This is a genomic window from Bacillus sp. B1-b2 (genome assembly GCF_009183415.1).
GTDB lineage: Bacteria > Bacillota > Bacilli > Bacillales > Cytobacillaceae > Niallia.
This window is the reverse complement of record NZ_WEHU01000012.1, coordinates 19,463-38,322: the sequence shown is the minus strand read 5'-3', so window position 1 is coordinate 38,322 and position 18,860 is coordinate 19,463. Positions and strand designations below refer to the sequence as shown.

13 protein-coding genes and 1 pseudogene are annotated in these 18,860 nt (G+C 32.6%); 5 read left to right on the top strand and 9 right to left on the bottom strand.

The annotated features are described in order from the left end of the window. Positions 1-41: 41 nt before the first annotated feature. The 9 genes from F9279_RS13180 to F9279_RS13140 all read right to left on the bottom strand — a co-directional run bounded on the left by F9279_RS13180 (position 42) and on the right by F9279_RS13140 (position 13,065). Positions 42-2,480 carry a GH39 family glycosyl hydrolase gene (locus F9279_RS13180; RefSeq protein WP_152113731.1) on the bottom strand — a complete coding sequence of 813 codons (2,439 nt, stop codon included), beginning with the start codon at positions 2,478-2,480 and terminating at the stop codon, positions 42-44. Between the two features lie 164 nt (positions 2,481-2,644). Further along, positions 2,645-3,550, bottom strand: coding sequence for a sugar phosphate isomerase/epimerase family protein (locus F9279_RS13175; protein WP_152113729.1), 906 nt, complete (start codon positions 3,548-3,550; stop codon positions 2,645-2,647). A 58-nt stretch (positions 3,551-3,608) separates the two neighbouring features. Further along, positions 3,609-4,664 (bottom strand): Gfo/Idh/MocA family protein, encoded by a 1,056-nt coding sequence (locus tag F9279_RS13170; RefSeq protein WP_226793491.1) that lies wholly within the window; start codon positions 4,662-4,664, stop codon positions 3,609-3,611. Positions 4,665-4,682: 18 nt separating this feature from the next. Continuing rightward, positions 4,683-5,468 (bottom strand): sugar phosphate isomerase/epimerase family protein, encoded by a 786-nt coding sequence (locus F9279_RS13165; RefSeq protein WP_152113727.1) that lies wholly within the window; start codon positions 5,466-5,468, stop codon positions 4,683-4,685. A gap of 209 nt (positions 5,469-5,677) precedes the next feature. After that, entirely contained in the window at positions 5,678-6,637 is a 960-nt protein-coding gene (locus F9279_RS13160) for an ROK family glucokinase (RefSeq protein WP_152113725.1), read from the bottom strand. Between the two features lie 234 nt (positions 6,638-6,871). Beyond that, positions 6,872-9,367 (bottom strand): GH39 family glycosyl hydrolase, encoded by a 2,496-nt coding sequence (locus tag F9279_RS13155; protein WP_226793502.1) that lies wholly within the window; start codon positions 9,365-9,367, stop codon positions 6,872-6,874. Between the two features lie 165 nt (positions 9,368-9,532). Then, on the bottom strand, positions 9,533-10,948 hold the full coding sequence (locus F9279_RS13150; protein WP_152113721.1) for a 6-phospho-beta-glucosidase: 1,416 nt from the start codon (positions 10,946-10,948) through the stop codon (positions 9,533-9,535). A 59-nt stretch (positions 10,949-11,007) separates the two neighbouring features. Next, the gene (locus tag F9279_RS13145; protein WP_152113719.1) at positions 11,008-12,465 is read right to left on the bottom strand and encodes a PTS transporter subunit EIIC; all 1,458 of its coding nucleotides are present in this window, start codon (positions 12,463-12,465) and stop codon (positions 11,008-11,010) included. Positions 12,466-12,558: 93 nt separating this feature from the next. Beyond that, the gene (locus F9279_RS13140) at positions 12,559-13,065 is read right to left on the bottom strand and encodes a PTS glucose transporter subunit IIA (RefSeq protein ID WP_152113717.1); all 507 of its coding nucleotides are present in this window, start codon (positions 13,063-13,065) and stop codon (positions 12,559-12,561) included. Between the two features lie 513 nt (positions 13,066-13,578). On the opposite strand from F9279_RS13140, the gene F9279_RS13135 reads away from it, so the two are divergent. The 5 genes and pseudogenes from F9279_RS13135 to F9279_RS13115 all read left to right on the top strand — a co-directional run bounded on the left by F9279_RS13135 (position 13,579) and on the right by F9279_RS13115 (position 18,501). Continuing rightward, the gene (locus F9279_RS13135; protein ID WP_152113715.1) at positions 13,579-14,610 is read left to right on the top strand and encodes an NADH:flavin oxidoreductase/NADH oxidase; all 1,032 of its coding nucleotides are present in this window, start codon (positions 13,579-13,581) and stop codon (positions 14,608-14,610) included. A gap of 827 nt (positions 14,611-15,437) precedes the next feature. Beyond that, on the top strand, positions 15,438-15,758 hold the full coding sequence (locus tag F9279_RS13130) for a PadR family transcriptional regulator (protein WP_152113713.1): 321 nt from the start codon (positions 15,438-15,440) through the stop codon (positions 15,756-15,758). Next, positions 15,755-16,318 (top strand): HAAS signaling domain-containing protein, encoded by a 564-nt coding sequence (locus F9279_RS13125; protein ID WP_152113711.1) that lies wholly within the window; start codon positions 15,755-15,757, stop codon positions 16,316-16,318. The genes F9279_RS13130 and F9279_RS13125 overlap by 4 nt, the downstream gene beginning before the upstream one ends. Then, a complete protein-coding gene (locus F9279_RS13120; protein WP_152113708.1) occupies positions 16,311-17,108 on the top strand; it encodes a DUF4097 family beta strand repeat-containing protein in 798 nt (265 codons plus the stop codon). Before F9279_RS13125 ends, F9279_RS13120 begins: the two co-directional genes overlap by 8 nt. 317 nt (positions 17,109-17,425) lie before the next feature. Next, positions 17,426-18,501: pseudogene (locus F9279_RS13115) on the top strand (metallophosphoesterase). Positions 18,502-18,860: the final 359 nt, after the last annotated feature.

Sequence of the window (18,860 nt, the reverse complement as noted above, 5' to 3'; positions counted from 1 at the left end):
AAAATGTGTTGTTCATCTTTATCCTTTAAATAATTTTAAATTTAGTATATATAATCAACTTCAATCAACATTACTTCATGTGGATAAAGTAGCTCTTTGATAACTAATCTATCGCTTTGAACATTAACTTCCTCCAGCGTCATTAATGGCAAACAGGTTGAGCGATAATAGGCAATTTCTTCTTGCTTAATATGGTGGTTTTTTTCAAATGTACTTAACTTATCTATAATACTTCCATCCTTCTTATTAATTACTCTCTTTTTCATTTTATATTGCCCTTTTTTCATACCTGTAATATTTACTTGAAATGTTCTACTTTCCCTATTGTATAAATGTTCGACGTCCTGATCATCCTTCATACTTTTCTCGCTTAGGAAATTGTTCTCTGCTCCAATATGTGAATAGTGGTATAACAATACTTGTAGTCTCTGTCCTAACTTTCTAGTAACAAAAATTCCATCTTCTTGATGAAGCAGTTGATTACCTAAACTATTCAAAAATTCAAAAGCAAAATAAGGAGACTTTTGAATTCCGTCCCTTGAAATTATTCCTGTTCCCCCAAATAGCAACCTTTTAGAGTCTTCTGAGTAACTAAAAATATCAGAAAAGAGCCAATAACTCATTTTAGTATTATGCTCCATGTTCTCTATAAAGTTCTTTATCAAATAACTTGCTTTAAATATACTATCATTTATTGACGCTCTACTAGAAACTGTACAATTGAACTCTGCAACTATTAATTCTACATCGGATTTTAATTCTCTGAAATATTGAAAATTATCTCTTATTTTCATGTAAATATAATGTTCATCTGATGAAATCCTCGTTTCGGAGAACGTATGATTACATTGATCTAAAGGAAATATAGTAAAGGTGAGAAAATCCGGTTTAACATCTAACTTTAACCATTTTTCAATTAAATTTACTGTATCTTCTTCATCTATATCTAAGCTAAAACCTCCTCCTCCAACTTTCACCTCAGAGGCAACCTGTTTAATAGCTCGATATATCACTGTAAAATAATCTAAAAAATATTTATTTCCAATCATAGATTTATCCAATTGTTTTACTCCCTGAATACTGTTAAGTACCTTTTCACTCGGCTTCCATAGTTCAAAGTACCAACTAGATACCTCCTCATATCCAAATTTATTGACACAATGTGAGACAAACTCCTTAACTATTAATCCCCATTCATCAATTGTTCTGCATTTCTGACTAAACGAGGATGCATGAATAGTAAACTCTTTTCCTATAATCATTTTTGGTTTAATACCTAAGTCTAAAAATGGTTTCATTTTGTTCTTAATTAAAATCTCAATCACTCGATCAACTTTTCCAAAGTTCAACAGTTTACCATCAATCTCATCTTTCTCAATAATCATGTCATCACTTAAAATGCCCCAAACTCTACCATACTTAAATGGAATACTAGTTTGCATTAATCCTATTTGCTGTTCTAAATTTGCTAATAATATATCTGCTGCATAGCCAATATTTATAATCTCATTCCAATTCTTTGTGTAGTTTTTATAATGGTTAGCCTGAATAGTAATTGTATCTTCTAAATTTGTATTAATTGTATCCTTTAACTTGTAAGATACTACGGCTTCGCTATTTGGTGAAAGCTTTTTTAAACCTTCTAGCACTGATATAGTATTCTTGCCAATCTGTGAATCATCTTTCTTTATATAATTTATTTTTTTATAATCAGAAGGTGTTATGCCAAACGCAGCTTTAAAAGACTTATTAAATGAATTTACATTTGAAAAACCATTATTAAAAGCTACTGTTGTAATGAACTCATTGGTTGTTTCTAGGTCTTTTTTTACACCTTCTAATCTTCTCCTCATAAGATATTGCGTAAAAGAGATTCCAACTACTTTTTTAAATGTCTTTGATAGGTAGGGCTCTGATATATAAAATAATGCAGCTACTTCTGATAAAGATATCTCTCGTGAATAGTTCATATTCAAATATGAAATTACTTCATTTATTCGAGCGTTAAATTTCTCTTCTGAACTGCTCTTTGCATGTTTTTTCCTAAAATACTTCTCTAAATAAGCAATTACTCCAAAATATATTTCATACATCGATGAATCATTATCTTCATTTTGAGAAAAATAGATTCTTAGAAAGCTATGTAGTTTTTTGGATAGCTCTAATTCTATAGAGGAATGATGATTATTTGAATGACCACTGAAATGAGAATGATGATTTCTCCATTTAAAAAACACGTTTTCATATTGAAAAGATATTAGAACTACGTTTCCCTCCAGTTCTATTATTTCATAAACTTTAGAAGGTTCTAAGATTATAAACTCTTCCCTTTTCAAATGAAATACATCCACAGATTCGCATACGGATGCTTGGCCTTCTATTACATAAATAATCATGATTTGCTCTGTAATAGGCTGTAATATTTGATTTTGCTCTAATATATTTACTTGAACTAAATCCCATGGCGAACTAAATCTCACCTCATCCACCCCTCATATTAACCATAATGTGGTACTTAATAGGATAAATTCTTTCTATACAAAAAGAGAAAGAAGAAAATACAATTGAGCAAATTGTTTTTCTCCTTTCCTCTGATTTTTAAAAAGTCTAGGCAATCATTTTCCCTTCCATTCAAAGATACTACTCATACAAAATACTTTCTCAAGTAATTCTTGCTAATGATAATAGAATCTTTTCTTCGTTCAATTGACTCTTCAAAAGCCTTGTCCTCCACTTCAATAACAGCATACCCCCGATAACCAATATCAGTCAGAGCAGATACATAGCTATCCCAATTCACATCTCCAAAACCTGGTAACTTTGGAGATAAATATTGAAGTGGTGTTGCCATAATTCCCACATCATCTAATTTATCTTTATACACTTTGATATCTTTAAAGTGTATGTGGAATATTCTTTCCTTAAACTCATAAATCGGTTTTAGATAATTAATTTGTTGCCATACAAAATGAGAAGGATCATAGTTTAAACCAAAGTGTTTGCTTGGGATCAACTCAAAAACCTTTCTAAAGATAGCAGGAGTTGTCATTAAGTTTTGCCCACCTGGCCACTCATCTGTTGTAAAAAGCATTGGACAATTCTCAATAGCAATTTTAACATCTAGCTCTTCAGCCAACTCGATGATAGGTTTCCATACTGTTACCACCTTTTCTAAATTTTCTTCCACTGTTTTAAATTGATCACGTCCTAAGAAGGTGTTTACAAACTGGACGTCTAAACTTTTTGCAGCCTCTAAACATTTTTTAATATGAGATACATAGTAATCAGCTTTTTCTCGATCACTGTCTAAAGGATTAGGGTAATAGGCAATTGCTGATATTTCTATCCCTTTTGATTTAGTGTAGCTTTTTACATATTCTCCATCTAAGTCGTCTACATTAATATGTGTTACACCAGCATACTTTCTCTCCGCTTTCCCCGTTGGCCAAGCACATAATTCCACACAAGAAAACCCATGCTCTGAAGCAAAATCAATTACTTCTTCAAAAGAACATCCATCTAAAATAGCACTGTTAAATCCTAATTTCATTATCTATTCCCCTCCAATTATTTATTTCTAGAAATCTATAAATATAATTTATCCTTCATTATGAAAGATGAATTGGTTCCTTACGGATAGCAGATTCATAAAATTGATCAATAATTTCCATCATGTATACTCCATGTTCAGCTGGAGAAATTAATTCTTCTCCATGAAGAATACATTGAACAAAATGATCAAATTCATTCATTAAATGGCTAGTAGAATCTAATATAGGAGTTATATTTACACAAGTGTCAGCTATCTCAGAATAAATTTTCAACTCACCATTAATTAAACTCGCACCACCCTTTGTGCCAAGCAATTCTATTTTTGTAACATCTTTTTCAATATTGGAAGCCCAACTAAATTCAAATTGCACAGATGCTCCATTATTCAGACCCATAAAACCAATTGCTGTATCCTCAACATCAAAAACTCCGTTTAAATTTCCTCTATAGCCATTTCGGTTTCGATTAGTTGAATTATTAAAATGATTATACGTCGAACCTGTAACATAGGTTGGGTTTGGCATGCCCATTAAATATAAGGCTAGATCTAAATAGTGGACACCTAAATCAATCATAACCCCTCCACCAGCAAAATCCTTATTAGTGAACCAAGTACCTCGTCCTGGTATTCCACTTCGTCGACTCCACCCTGCTTTTGCTCGATAAATTTCACCTAAACATCCTCTATCTATGAAACTCTTTAAAGTAAGAGCTTCTTTAGTAAACCGATTATTTAATCCAACCATTACTAATTTGCCAGATTTATTTTTCGCTTCTACAATTTTCTTTGCAGAATCTGCATTGACTGCAAGTGGCTTCTCACAATGGACATGAATACCTTGCATAAGAGCTTGTATAGTAATTTCTTCATGGGTATAGTTTGGTGTACAAACACTTATAAGATCTAACTCTTCGTTCACTAGCATTTCCATATAATCATTATAAATATTGGTTATGTTGTACTTATTTGCTAATCTATTTGCACTTTCAATATTTACATCACATATAGAAACAAGCTCTACATTAGGAATATTCATATAATTATTTAAGTGCTTTCTTTCTGCATTACTACCAGCTCCAATAATTCCATACCTTAATTTTCTAATGGTCATATATTCTGCTCCTTCCACCTAAAATAGTAATTTCTTCATATAGTCAATAGTGTAGTCAATACCTTGCTCACCTAACTCACCAGTCCATATAGATGAATGAGGCTCTATACTTAAACCTCCTGTATAGCCCTTTGCACGTAATAATGAAATAAATGATTTCCAATCTGTTTGATCTAAGCCTGCTGGAGGATCATCAACTCTAGTCCCGTTAACGATTAAGGATCCCTTTAAATGAACATGGTTAAAACGATTTCCCCAATCTAGAGTTTCCTGTAAATAATCCCCACCATAATATCTACTATGGGATGGATCAAACTTAATTCCTAATTCATGTAAATGACCATGAACAATTCTCCAAGCTTCAGGATTATGCACAAAATTCACTTTTCTACAGTTGTAAGAGGAAACATTTACCCCTCTTTCTTTTGCATATTCTATTAGTCGAGAGAAAAAGACAATCGCTGCTGTACAGTTTTCGTAGTATGAAAGGTTGTCCACAAAGTTGCAACCGCTAACAAAATTAATGCAACCTAATTCACTTGCTACATCTATTAATCGATAGCAACTTTCCAACTCCGCTTTTATGACATTACCTTTTTCATCAATACGAATCGATTTCCATCTACCAATAGAGCCAACTTTAACTTTATATTTGTTTTGCCACTTTAAAAGGTTATGACGATTTTGATAGAATTCTTGAACATCTTGACCTTCGTTTACACATAATTCTATAAAAGCTAATCCTTTCGTATTAGCTGATTGAAAACTTGATTCTATCGGGCTTGATATAATGCCAAGTTGCATAATTCAGGCACTCCTTTAACATATAATCTTTTAAATACTATTTAATTTAACAATTTTCTATTTCATTATATCGTTAGCTTAACGTTATTTCTTTCGAGCTATTAACCAATAAACCAATGAATTTCATTATTTTTTCATAAATTCCTGATAATAATTAAATAAAGAGGTAAAAAATATGGTGTGTATTTTTTACCTCTCCACTATTTTTATTAACTTTGATTATGGTTCACCAGAGAAGCAGCTCCTATTACTCCTGCCTCATTGCCTAATTGAGCTAATTTTAGCTTTGTATTATTTCTAATTTGTGGAAATGTATATTTGTAAAAAAACTGTTGGACACCATTAATTAAGATATCACCTGCAGCCGAAACACCACCACCAATAATAATGGTTTGAGGATGTAAAATATTTGCAATGTTGCTGCATGCTAAACCTAGATAAAAAGAAAATCTATCTACAACTACTGTAGCCAGATCATCCTCTAGCTTAGCTTGGTCAAATATAATTTTTGCTGTAACTTCTTGTCCATCATCAATTAACCATTTCAGTTTAGAATCTCCCGTATATTCTTCGGATAATTTTCTTGCTAAACGAACTACACCTGTAGCACTTGCTACGGTCTCTAAACATCCAACATTACCACAAGTACACGTATAGCCGTTTGGATCTACATTAATATGTCCAATTTCACCTGCAGCACCGAGCCCATGAATTATATTACCCTCTGAAATAATTCCTCCTCCAACACCTGTTCCAAGTGTAATAAATACGACGTTTTCGCCACCTTCTCCTGCACCCTTCCAAGCTTCTCCTAAAGCAGCCACATTCGCGTCATTATCCATATAAAAAGGAATATTCGTTCCTGCTTCTATCTGTTCCTTGACTGGTTGTAAAGTGTGCCAATTTAAGTTGTAAGCACCAATTACACTACCTTTTTCCACATTTACAGATCCTGGAGATCCCATACCAATTCCTTTGAAATCACTATGTTGTAAACCATGTATAGATAAGTGATGATTAATGGAATCAATAATATTAGGAATTATCTTCCCTCCTTCATCTTTAGTGTCTGTCTCAATACTCCACTTCTGCTGTATTACACCTTCTTCTGACAAAATTGCAAATTTCACAGTAGTCCCACCTAAATCTACCCCTATTAATTTTTTCATTCTTCTCACCTCTTCAATGAATTCTGTCTTTTTATACATTACGTTAAATTTTAGCTTTTCTATCCTGGATTTCCCTATCGCTTTATTAACCTAAAAACTTGTATTTTTGCCTCCTTTAAAATTAGCTCCTAACTTTAAAGGTGTAATTGCTAATTATCGATATATAATTCTTATCTTTTATTTCTCACTACCCGAAAAAGGTCAGAAAATCAACTGATTTTCTGACCTTTTTCATTACTTATTCCCTAATAACATATGAATCTCAAAAAGACGGACTTCATGGGGCTCTAATTCTCTTTCAATTACAATAGTATTTTCTTCAATTATAATATGCTGAACTTTCATATCTGGAATACAAATTTGTTTAAGAAAATCAACTTCATCTTGTTTCATATCCGTAACTGCTCCAAACTTAAGCCACTCATCTAAAATGCTTCCATGTTTACGGTTTTGTTTATGTTCTTTTATTCGATACCTACCATTAGGAATACCCTTTATCTCAAGTGTAAAAGGTAGAGAGTCATTGTCTTCAAAAATATCGTATTGCTCATTTATCCCCACACTTGCATCAGGATGTAAATAATAAGAGTTCTTAAAATGCTTATAATTAAAACATAATACTTGATACCTATCTCCTGATTTTTTCGTTACAATAAAATTATCTCCCTTTGCTACTATACTATTACCTAATTGTTTTAAAAGAACAAAAGCATGATAGCTTGGTTTTTTTATTCCACTTTTAGTAATTAGCCCAGCTCCACCATGCAAAATGTTTTTCGAATCTTTAAAATCACTGAAGATATCAGAAAAAAGCCAGTAGCCAATCATATTCACTTGATTTTCCTTTATATTATCTAATATATTTTTCACTATATAGGAGGCCTTAAAACAACTGTCGTGAAGATAATCGCGATTAGATACCGATATATTCCACTCTGTAACATTAAGTTCTAGATTAGAAAACCCTGTATTGCTTAAAATCTCTCTGAGTTTACTTAGTTTGTTTTGTACAAAAATTGGATTAGCCGACTGTAAATTTCTTTTGGATCCATGTTGTTCTCTACTTTCCATTTCAATTGGATATAAGTAAGCAGATAGAAAATCAGGATGCACATCTTCTGTATACCATTGTTTTATAAATGATACTAATATATCTTCTGTTACATCTAATGTTAATCCACAGCCGCCAACTTTAGCTAAAGGAACAAGTTCTTTAATGTCATTCCTTAACACACCAAAAAGTTCAAAATATTTTTTGTACTTCCCTTCATTAATGAGAAATGTATTTGTATTTCTATCATTATTTACTATATTTTGCTCGTTACGAATCGGGTCAATATATGGATTCCACAGTTCAAAATACCAAGTTTCTACTTCATCTACTCCATAACGTTCCATGCAGTGTAGTAAGAATGTCTTGATTAAATTTTTCCATTCCTCTACATTTCTCCTACGACTAATCTGAACATTGATTGCCTTCTCAATCGATTTGGAAATTATTTTCGGCTTTGGACCAAGTTCAATAAAGGGTTTCAAATTATTTTTTATTAGAAAATCTAGCAATTTATTTACATTATTAAAATTATAGGTTAATTCATCTTCAGAAGAATCTTCAACATTCATCTCATCACTGAATATCCCCCAAAATCTAGCATATCGAAAGCCAATATCACTTTGCATAAGTTTAATTTGTTCCTGCATATCTGAACTCAAAATATCCTTAGCATAGCCTATATTAATAATATTCCCCCAATTTTTTTTATAAACATCTATATTTCTATCTATATATGCTAGTTGTTTTTTACCTGGTTTAACTTCACCATTCTCTACCTCTAAATACTCACGCAGCTCTGTTAAAACTTCATCATTTTTTTCAATAACTAACTCTGTTTCTACTTTTTGAGGTTGCATAATTTGCTTGAAATAGTGCTTTCTAAATTGACCTGGTTTCATTTTATAATAATCATTGAATACCCGGTTGAATGCAGCCAAATTAGGAAATCCATTATCTAGAGCAATTCGAGTTATCGAATAATCTGAGTTGATTAACTCATCTACAGCATGAGCAAGACGTATTTCATTTAAGTACCGAGAAAAAGTCATTCCTGTTTTATTCTTAAATAACCTAGACAAGTATGGGCTGGAAAGATAATGAGCACTAGCTACCCCTTCTAATGTCAAAAAGTTGCGATAATGTGCCTGTATATATTCTTTTATATCAGATAATCTGTTGTTGGAATCATCTCCATATAACTTATTTTTCATTTCTAAGGCATTTTTATTAGTTAAGTAATACGCTTCCAAAATAGAGATTAGTTTGAATACTTTACTTAAAAATCCAACTTGAAGGTTATTTGATTGCTTCAAATACACAGAAATTAATTCTTCCATCACCTTGCGTAATTCCAAGTCTTGAATTAAGGGTCTTTCTATTGTATTACATGTAAAGAGTAATTTACTTTGAGCCAAAAGCTCACTCAACTTTATATAGTCCAACTGGAATAAGATAAATAAGTTTTCTTCATTCGATGTGAAAGAATGTAATTCATTTGAATTAATTAATAGGAAATCAGATCTTCCCAAATCGTATTCCTTTTTTTCCACACATACTTGTAATCGGCCTTTTATAACATATATTAATTCAATATCTTTATGGGCATTTTCCAAACTATCTTCTTTGTTTAAAACAGAAATGATTACAAAATCCTTTAACAACTGATTTATTGTCATACTCAACTAAATCCTCTCCTAATAAAAAGAGCAAACTAATTTTTGGTAACTCTATTAACTATAGTATACTACAAAGAGAAAATTAGGTAGATTATGCTTATCTCGCAAAAGAAAAAAAGAATCCTCAAATTGGATTCTTTTCATCTACTTGTATTAATTAATAAGTTACAATATTTCTCCATTAGAGGCTATTACATTTTTATACCAATTAAAGGATTTCTTCTTAGTCCGTCTTAAACTTCCATTACCATCGTCATCTAGATCAACATAGATAAAACCATATCTTTTACTCATTTCACCATTACTTGCGCTTACTATATCAATACATCCCCACGTAGTATAACCCCAAAGGTCTACTCCATCTTCTATTGCAGCTTTTAAAGCTTTAATATGTTCTCGCAAATAAGTAATTCTATAATCATCTTCAACATAACCATTTTCATCCGGTATATCTTTCGCGCCAAGGCCATTTTCTACGATAAATAAAGGTTTTTGATAACGATCATATAATTCATTTAATGTAATACGTAAAGCTAGTGGATCAATTTGCCATCCCCATTCACTTGTCTCTAAATAAGGATTTTTCAATGAAGGAACAATATTTCCATCTGTCTGATCCTTCATTTTTGGATCTGCACTAATTAAACGTGAAGAGTAGTAGCTGAAGGAAATAAAATCTACTGTATTCTCTCTTAGTATATCTAAATCTCCGTCTTTTACATCTAATACAATATTATTATCTTTAAAGAACTTGTTACTATAGCTTGGATAATAACCCCTAGCTTGAACATCAATAAAAAAGTATCCTTCTCTATCTGCTTTGTAAGCTTTCCATACATCATTAGGGCTACAGGTATAAGGATATGTTTTACCAGCGCCTAACATACAACCTATCTTAAACTCTGGATTAATTTCATGTGCCATCTTAGTAGCTATAGCTGATGCTACTAGCTGATGGTGAGCAGCTTGATATTTTACTTGCTCAATATTATCATCCTCTTTAAAATCTATTAACCCTCCAACAATGGGTAGATGGATAATCATATTAATTTCGTTAAAAGTCAGCCAATATTTCACTTTGTTTTTATATCTTCGAAAAACTACATTGCAATAGTTTTCGTAAAAATTTACTAATTTTCTATTCTTCCAGCCACCGTACTTCTCATACAATGCTAAGGGTGTGTCAAAGTGATTAAGTGTTACTAATGGCTCTATCCCATATTTCAAGCACTCTGAAAATAAGTCATCATAAAATGCTAACCCTTCCTCATTAGGTTCTAAATCATCCCCATTTGGAAATATCCTTGCCCAATTAATAGAAGTTCTAAATGTCTTAAATCCCATCTCGGCAAACAGAGCAATATCTTCTTTATATCGATGATAAAAATCAATCGCTTGATGAGCAGGACAGTATTCATAATGTGTATTTACTGCTTTTTTTATATCTTTAAGTGCACCCCATCTGCCATGATTTGCATTAGGTAATATATCCGTTAAAGTAAGTCCTTTACCGCCTTCTAAATATGCACCTTCTGCTTGATTGGCTGCAATAGCCCCTCCCCAAAGAAAGCTATTATTCATATCTATCTTCTCTCCTTTACCAAGTTCTATCTATACTTAAAGTAGAATGAAATAATTTTTTATTTATTAATATTTGAAGAATAGCTTAATTCGGTTTGATTTTTTTCTCTATAAAACAGTAAAGTACTAATGAAAGCTGCTAAAAAAGACCCTATCATTACAATAACAATAACTATTAATCCTGTTGGGACTCCTGATCCTTCAGATTCTATGAAACTTGGTATTGCAAAGATTCCTTGACCACTTATTTGAAAGAGTTTCGTGCCAGTGTAGCCAATTAGGCCACCACCAATCCCCGAAATAATACATACAAGTCCTAATAATTTCTTATTGGTGATCAGAAACCCGTATATTGCTGGCTCTGTAACTCCTACTATTCCAGCAGATATACCAGCAGATAAGGCCAATCCTTTTTTCTTCTTATCTTGAATTTTTAAAGCCATTGCTAGAACTACACCAGCAGCTGCAAAACTATGACCAGTTATCATTGGTAATATTACATCGTATCCCATAGTAAAGTAATTTGCGAATGCTATAGGAACAACTGCACCATGTAGTCCAAATATAACTAAAGGAATCCACAAAGCACCTACAATCCCACTAACAATAGCTGGACTTATCTCATATGTCCCTACAATAGCCGACCCAATTGCTTCACTCAAAATAACGGCAATCGGTCCAATAACTAAAAAGGTAAAAGGAACAATAATGATTAGCGTAAACATCGGAACAACAAAGCTTGCAATTACTGCAGGTGTGATTTTTTTAATTGCTTTTTCTAATTTTGATGCTACATATGTTGCTAAAATAACAGGAATAATTGTAGCGGAATAATTCATTAAAACTACTGGAATACCAAAAAATGTGGTAAACACAGGTGATTCAAATGGTGTCCCTACAAAAAGTACTTGTAAAGGCTGACCGCTTAACAATGTACTTATAGTCGGATATACTAAACATGCACCGATTGCCATACCAACAAATTCATTCATTTTAAACTGTCTTGCTGCTGTAAATCCTACAAAAATAGGAAAAAAGTAAAACATACAATCTGCTACAGTATAAAGCAGTTGATAGGCTCCACTATCGTTAGCCATCCAGTTTAATGCCGTTGCTAGAGCTAAAAAGCCTTTAACAATACCAGTCGCAGCCATTATTCCAATAAGTGGGAACATTATGCCTATAAAGGTATCTAGTATTCTATTCATTGCTGACTTTTTCTCTGCATTTTCCTCCACTAAATCTACCTCTGAAGAATGATTATCTGTTTTTAAATCTGCCATCTTTACTACAACTTTATAAACATCTGCAACGTGATTTCCTATAATTACTTGATATTGACCACCAGCTTGAATGACAGAAAGGACACCTTCCATGTTATTTAGCCCTTCGGTATCCGCAATGGTTTGATCCTTTAGAGTGAATCTTAATCTTGTGGCACAGTGAATAAGAGAAGAAATATTCTCTTTTCCTCCTACTTTTTCTATTATTTCCCCTGATAATTTTTCATACTTCATAGGATTGAACCTCCAATATAAAATGATAATGTCTAAAACTTAGGACTCTTCATTTTTGTATACCTTTTCATTATTATTCATTAAAATATATATCTACCTAACTTTTCCTATATAATCTGCTTCTTTAGCATAACCAAGCTCTTCAATTAATAGTTCTTTTCCTTCATCTATTTTAGTAAATATAATAATAATCGAAGGATCCTTTTTTTCCTTTTGCAATAATTCTAGATTAATAGATGCTAGTTGAACCTTTTCATTCACCTTATCTCCTTCTTTAACAAATATCTCAAATGGTTTTCCCCCTAAACTTACCGTATCAATACCCATATGAATGAGTACTTCCTCACCGTTAGTTGTAAGAATACTTATTGCGTGTTTCGTTGGAAAAACACTGACAATTCTACCCTCAACTGGTGCAAATACGTCGGAAGATTCAGGTATAACAGCATAACCATCTCCCATCATTTTTTGAGAAAATACAGGGTCTTCAACACTTTCAATTTGTACAACTTTCCCACTAGTAGGTGCAAAGATTTTTGTAATAAGGTTCTCTTTGTTTTTTTTATTTTTATTTTTATTTTTATTAAGAAAACTTAGCATAGTATTACTCCCCCCTTCACCTATAATCTTAATTAACTTTATTCTGTATAAAATATAATTTTAAAATTACCTTAACTTAATAATATATGAATAATCTCCTCTCAACCTTTTAGTAAACGCTATCACACTTACTGACTGCGCTTACAAGTTCTATAATACTTGTATTTCATTTCTTTTTCTTACCTTTTTTTATCCTATTAAGCAATATTAGAGCACCTTAATTAATTACTATCTACAGATTATTAACTAGGAGGTTAATAATTGACATATAAATTTTTACTATCTATGTGTTCAGTTTAAGTAATAGAGAAAACATATATTTTATTTCAGATGACAAAATTATTATTATAAGTATTTACTGAACTTGCAATTTTTTAGACGAAAAAGCTTTCTCCATAATTTTTGTGTCTTTTTTTACTCTATGTTTCCTTTAAGCATAATGGTTGAAAATATAATCTACTGGTGGTATTTTTTAAACAGTAAAAATTATGTATGGAAAGAAGGAAGATTGGTATGAAGGACTTGTTCACCCCTTTTTCTTATAAAGATTTATCGTTACAAAATCGGGTAGTAATGCCACCAATGTGTCAGTATTCTGTAGAAAATAAAGACGGAATTGCGACTGATTGGCACTACGTTCATTACGTAAGTAGAGCTATCGGTGGTACAGGATTGATTATTATAGAAATGACAGATGTAGATCCTGATGGACGAATAACCGATTATGATCTAGGTTTATGGTCAGATGAACAAATTGCTCCTCTGAAGAGAATTGTCGATGCTTGTCATTCTTATGGAGCAAAGGTAGGTATTCAAATTGCGCATGCAGGAAGAAAAGCTGAAGATGCCGAAAAGCCTGTTGCACCATCTCCTATTGCTTTTGATGAAAACTCAAAAACTCCAAGAGAATTAAGTGTGACAGAAATAAACGTAATGGTAGAAAAATTCAAGAATGCAATTGCTCGCGCCATTCAAGCAGGTGTAGATACTATTGAACTACATGGAGCTCACGGCTATTTAATTCACCAATTCCACTCTGCCTATACAAACAAACGAACAGATGAATATGGCTTAGACCGAACTAAATTTGGTGTAGAAGTAATCAAAGCTGCAAAAAGTGTTATGCCAGAAAACATGCCATTAATTATGCGTATTTCTGGAAAAGAATACGTAGAGGGCGGCTATGGTGTAGAAGAAAGCATTGAAGTCTCTAAGAAATACAAGGAAGCTGGCGTAGATATTTTCCACGTTAGTGCTGGTGGAGAAGGACCAATTGCAGCAGCAGGAAGACCTGGAACTCATGTAGGCTATCAACTACCATTAGCACGTGCTTATAAAGAAGCTTTAGATGTTCCAGTAATTGCAGTTGGTCGTTTAGATACACCTGAACTAGCAAATGCTGTTATAGGAAATGAAGATGCAGACTTAGTTGCAGTTGGAAGAGGCATGCTACGCAATCCATATTGGACATTAGAAGCAGCTTCACAATTACAAAAAGAAACAGCTATATCAAAACAGTATACTGCAGGATTTACTAGAAAATAAATAAAAGCTTAGAAACAGAGCAAGAGATATATTCTCTTGCTTCAGCTTGTTGAAAAAAGAGAATGTCAATGATAATGCCTCCAATTTTTATATCATGAGTGTGTCGAGAACTTGTATAAGTAATCAACTTGCTAAATAGGGTTTTGGTTACTGTTACAGGCGTTCAGTTCGCTTTCCATGGGGCTCGAAGATTTAGCGGAGGTCTGCCTTTTGCCTGCAGGGTATAAAGCTTTCGCAGATTCCATAGGAGTCCCACCACTGAAACATAAATCATCTGTATAAAAAATAAGCGGAGAATTCCGACTAATGGCAAATATAATGTTAATTTCCTTGCTAATAAGCGGATTTTTCCGGTTAAGTAAGGAAAATTCCTCCGATTTCATGTGTTCTAAGGAAATAGGCGTAATTCTCCGTCTATTTCCTTTGTTTTTCATGGAAGTAATGATAATAAGAGGATTTCTACGACTATTTTTCTTAAAGTAGGTTTTTCCAAATTCTTCATGTTTGAAGCATCATACATTATTTCATAGCTCGTCCGATTTCCTACTATTTCCATATTTGAATGGGTGAAGTACATAGAAAAAACCCTCGTTTTCCATTGTGTTACGAGGGGAGTTATCTCTATTTTCACAAATTGTCCATAGACAATTTTGTTTTTCAACAGTATGAGCAAGAGATATATTCTCTTGCTCTTTTATGAAAAAATTAACAAAATAATATTTAGTACCTTGCAATGAATAATAGTTGATGATATATTATAGCTAAGAAGTTGTTTTTCAGTACTGTTTATTATTTAGTACTGAATAAAATATAAAAGGATGATTCATATGAATGTTCAATTTAAAAAAGGTGTATTAGAGCTCTGTGTGCTTGCTCTATTGGATAAAAAGGATCGCTACGGATATGAACTTGTGCAAGCTATATCCCATCAGATAGAAATTTCTGAAGGATCTGTATATCCCCTTTTAAGAAGATTAACAAAAGAAGAATACTTTACTACTTACCTACAAGAATCTACAGAAGGTCCATCTCGAAAGTATTATAAATTAACAGAAAAAGGAAGGATATATCTTCAAGAACTCTTATTAGAATGGAATGAATTCACAAATGGAGTGAATGAACTTATCAAGGAAGGTGTTAATCCATGAATAAAGAACAATTTTTAAAACAGTTAGCCATATCACTGGATAAATTAAGCAAGCAAGAAATACAAGAAATTCTAAAGGATTATGAAGAGCATTTTGCATTCGGATTAGAGGAAGGCAAAACAGAAGAAGAGATTTCAGCATCACTTGGATCTCCACAGCAAATCGCTAAAGAAATAAAAGCTACCTACTATATTGAAAAGGTAGAGAATAATAGAACAGTTGGCAATGTCATGCGAGCGATATGGGCAGCAATTGGTTTAGGCTTTTTCAATCTTATTATTGTACTTGGTCCCTTCATTGCAATTGCTTCTCTTATCTTTTCTGGTTGGATTGCAGGTATTTCCTTTATACTCTCTCCACCGTTAGTGATTATTAGTGCTATTCTCCAACTCGATTCCTTTGAGCTATTTGAACTGTTTGCTTCCTTGGCTCTATGTGGATTAGGTATATTCATTTGCAGGGGTATGCGCAATGTTACTAGATTATCCATAAATGGCCTTGTACGATATTTAAACTTTAATGTATCTCTTGTGAAAGGTGGATTAAAAAACAATGAATAAGAAAAAAATCTCCTATTTAGCAATACTTTTCATTATTGTTGGTACAGTTGGCGGACTTTTAACCTTCCAATTTAGAGAAAAAAATGCCTCCTTTTCGGAAAATAAAACAATAAACAGTAATTCTATAAACTCTTTAGAAATTAAAGCAGATAATGCAGAAATAGAAATTGAACCTACCAAGAATGAAGAAATATCCCTTGCACTAACTGGTGAAAATAAAAATACACCAACATTAACAGCAGAAGTCAATAATTCCAACCTTGTCATTAATGTTAACAAAGAACATGCATTTGATCTATTTACCTTTGATTTTTACTCAGAACCTACTACACTAAAAATACTCCTTCCAGAGAAAGAATATGAGGCTTTACATGTAAAAACAAATAATGGTGCAGTTGCTATAAATGATGCAAAAATTAATACCTTACAAGTTAATACCGATAACGGACGAATTGTACTTCAAGATCTTCAGACACAACAAACGGAAGTTCAATCCCATAATGGAAGAATATCCTTTGAATATGTAGATGGTACCATTAAAGGTGAAACGAATAACGGGAGGGTTTCTTTTAAAACAGCTGATTTAGAACGAAACATACAATTAGAGTCTAATAATGGCAGAATCGAAGTAGAAACTGATAAAGATCCGATTAATACAACCTTTGATGTTAGTGTTGATAATGGATCAGTTGATATCTTAAATCAATATAGTGGTAGTACTGTTATTGGAGATGGCACGAATAAAATAATATTAAGAACAGATAATGGAAGAGTAACAGTTTCCAAATAAAGTAGTCCCTTCTGAATACAATAAGCAAAACAGCTAATAAATACGCACTTTGTGTATACTAGTTGTTTTGCTTATTCCTCTTATAAAATAACTACTTTAGACACATCCCTACTTAAAATAGCTATATATTCTTACTAACCCCTTATGCTAAAAAATATATGTATTTAACTTTCCTCCATTCTATCTCACACTCTTTATTAGTAAATAACCTTTCAAGAAATCTACAATACTACTGGAAATAGTATTATAATTTACTTAACAAAGACCAAATCATGGTAAACATTCCATCTTAACAACAGGTAAAGGGAGATCTCAATGTGGAAAAGATAAAAAAAGTAAGTATTCCTAAAGAGAGTAGAATAATTGTCATTTCTGATATTCATGGAGAGATACATCTTTTTAAAAAGTTACTAAAAAAAGTGGACTTTACAGAGAAGGATTACCTAATCATAAATGGAGATATGTGTGAGAAAGGTGAAAATAGTGCAGAGGTTGTTCATTTAATCATGAGTCTTTCTACTAACAATTCAAGAGTTCATATCACGGAAGGTAATTGCGATGCATTAGTAGAAGAGCTTCTAGACGAAAACCCTCAAATCATAAACTATTTACTTCATAGAAATTCTATTATGAAGGAGTGGCTAGAGGCAGTTGGATATATCCTCACAGAGACTTCAACTGCACAAGAAGTAAAAGCAATTTTATTGAAGCAATATAGAAAAGAAATAGACTGGCTAAACCAGCTACCAACTGCTATAGAAACAGAAAATTTCATCTTTGTTCATGCAGGTTTAGAGGATATATCAAACTGGCAAGATACACCTAGAAAGACAGCTATCACTATTCCTTCCTTTTTGAGTAAAAAGCATCAAGCCAACAAGTATGTGGTAGTTGGTCATTGGCCAGTTATCAATTACTCCACAGATATTCCATCCGATAATCCTATAATAGATGATAAGAAAAAAATCATTGCAATAGATGGCGGAAATGTAGTGAAGCAAACGGGACAGTTAAACGCACTTATTATAGAAAATAAACATTTTTCATACACATATGTCGACCACTTTCCTACTAAGATAGCAGTCAAAGATTTTCAAGCAGCAATAAAATGTTAGGTTCCATTAATTATCCTAACTACTCTATTATTCCTTTAGAAAAAATGGAATACTTTACTCTTTGTAAACAAGTAGAAACAGGATTTGAATACTATGTGAAAAATGAATATATTATCTCTGGAGAAGATGGATACTGTGTGAAAGCCGATGTATCCTGTGTACAACTAAATGTTACAAAAGGAGAGAAACTATCTATAGTAGACGATACATGTAGAGGATATACTTTAATAAAGAAAAATGGCTTATTAGGGTGGGTACCTCAAGAAACATTTAGGTAGGGATACGCTCATATGAAAAACAAATTGTCTATGGACATATATTGAGATTTTGTAATGAACCAGTTGTAAGTCTTCTATCCCTTTCGAATAGGTTGACCAACGAAATCCTTACAAAATCTAATATCCCATAAAGAACTATGGCATCAGCTTGAAGCAAAAGTCATTTAGAAAGATAAATTAGAATTTTTATCCAGATGATTGTAGTGGAAGGGGTGAGACTCCTGTGGGATCTGCGAGACAGCTGAGACCCTGCAGGCCAAAGGCAGACCGCGGCTCAGCGCGAGCCCCACGGAAAGCGAACCCCTGTAACGGAAATCATCCCCCTATTCCGTTAGTTCATTACCTATACAAGTTCTCGA

Bases quoted from the DNA above. Each gene is read 5' to 3' on its own strand.
- F9279_RS13175 (WP_152113729.1), bottom strand. From the start codon at position 3,550: ATGAAATTAGGATTTAACAGTGCTATTTTAGATGGATGTTCTTTTGAA.
- F9279_RS13170 (WP_226793491.1), bottom strand. From the start codon at position 4,664: ATGACCATTAGAAAATTAAGGTATGGAATTATTGGAGCTGGTAGTAAT.
- F9279_RS13165 (WP_152113727.1), bottom strand. From the start codon at position 5,468: ATGCAACTTGGCATTATATCAAGCCCGATAGAATCAAGTTTTCAATCA.
- F9279_RS13160 (WP_152113725.1), bottom strand. From the start codon at position 6,637: ATGAAAAAATTAATAGGGGTAGATTTAGGTGGGACTACTGTGAAATTT.
- F9279_RS13155 (WP_226793502.1), bottom strand. From the start codon at position 9,367: ATGACAATAAATCAGTTGTTAAAGGATTTTGTAATCATTTCTGTTTTA.
- F9279_RS13150 (WP_152113721.1), bottom strand. From the start codon at position 10,948: ATGAATAATAGCTTTCTTTGGGGAGGGGCTATTGCAGCCAATCAAGCA.
- F9279_RS13145 (WP_152113719.1), bottom strand. From the start codon at position 12,465: ATGAAGTATGAAAAATTATCAGGGGAAATAATAGAAAAAGTAGGAGGA.
- F9279_RS13140 (WP_152113717.1), bottom strand. From the start codon at position 13,065: ATGCTAAGTTTTCTTAATAAAAATAAAAATAAAAATAAAAAAAACAAA.
- F9279_RS13135 (WP_152113715.1), top strand. From the start codon at position 13,579: ATGAAGGACTTGTTCACCCCTTTTTCTTATAAAGATTTATCGTTACAA.
- F9279_RS13130 (WP_152113713.1), top strand. From the start codon at position 15,438: ATGAATGTTCAATTTAAAAAAGGTGTATTAGAGCTCTGTGTGCTTGCT.
- F9279_RS13125 (WP_152113711.1), top strand. From the start codon at position 15,755: ATGAATAAAGAACAATTTTTAAAACAGTTAGCCATATCACTGGATAAA.
- F9279_RS13120 (WP_152113708.1), top strand. From the start codon at position 16,311: ATGAATAAGAAAAAAATCTCCTATTTAGCAATACTTTTCATTATTGTT.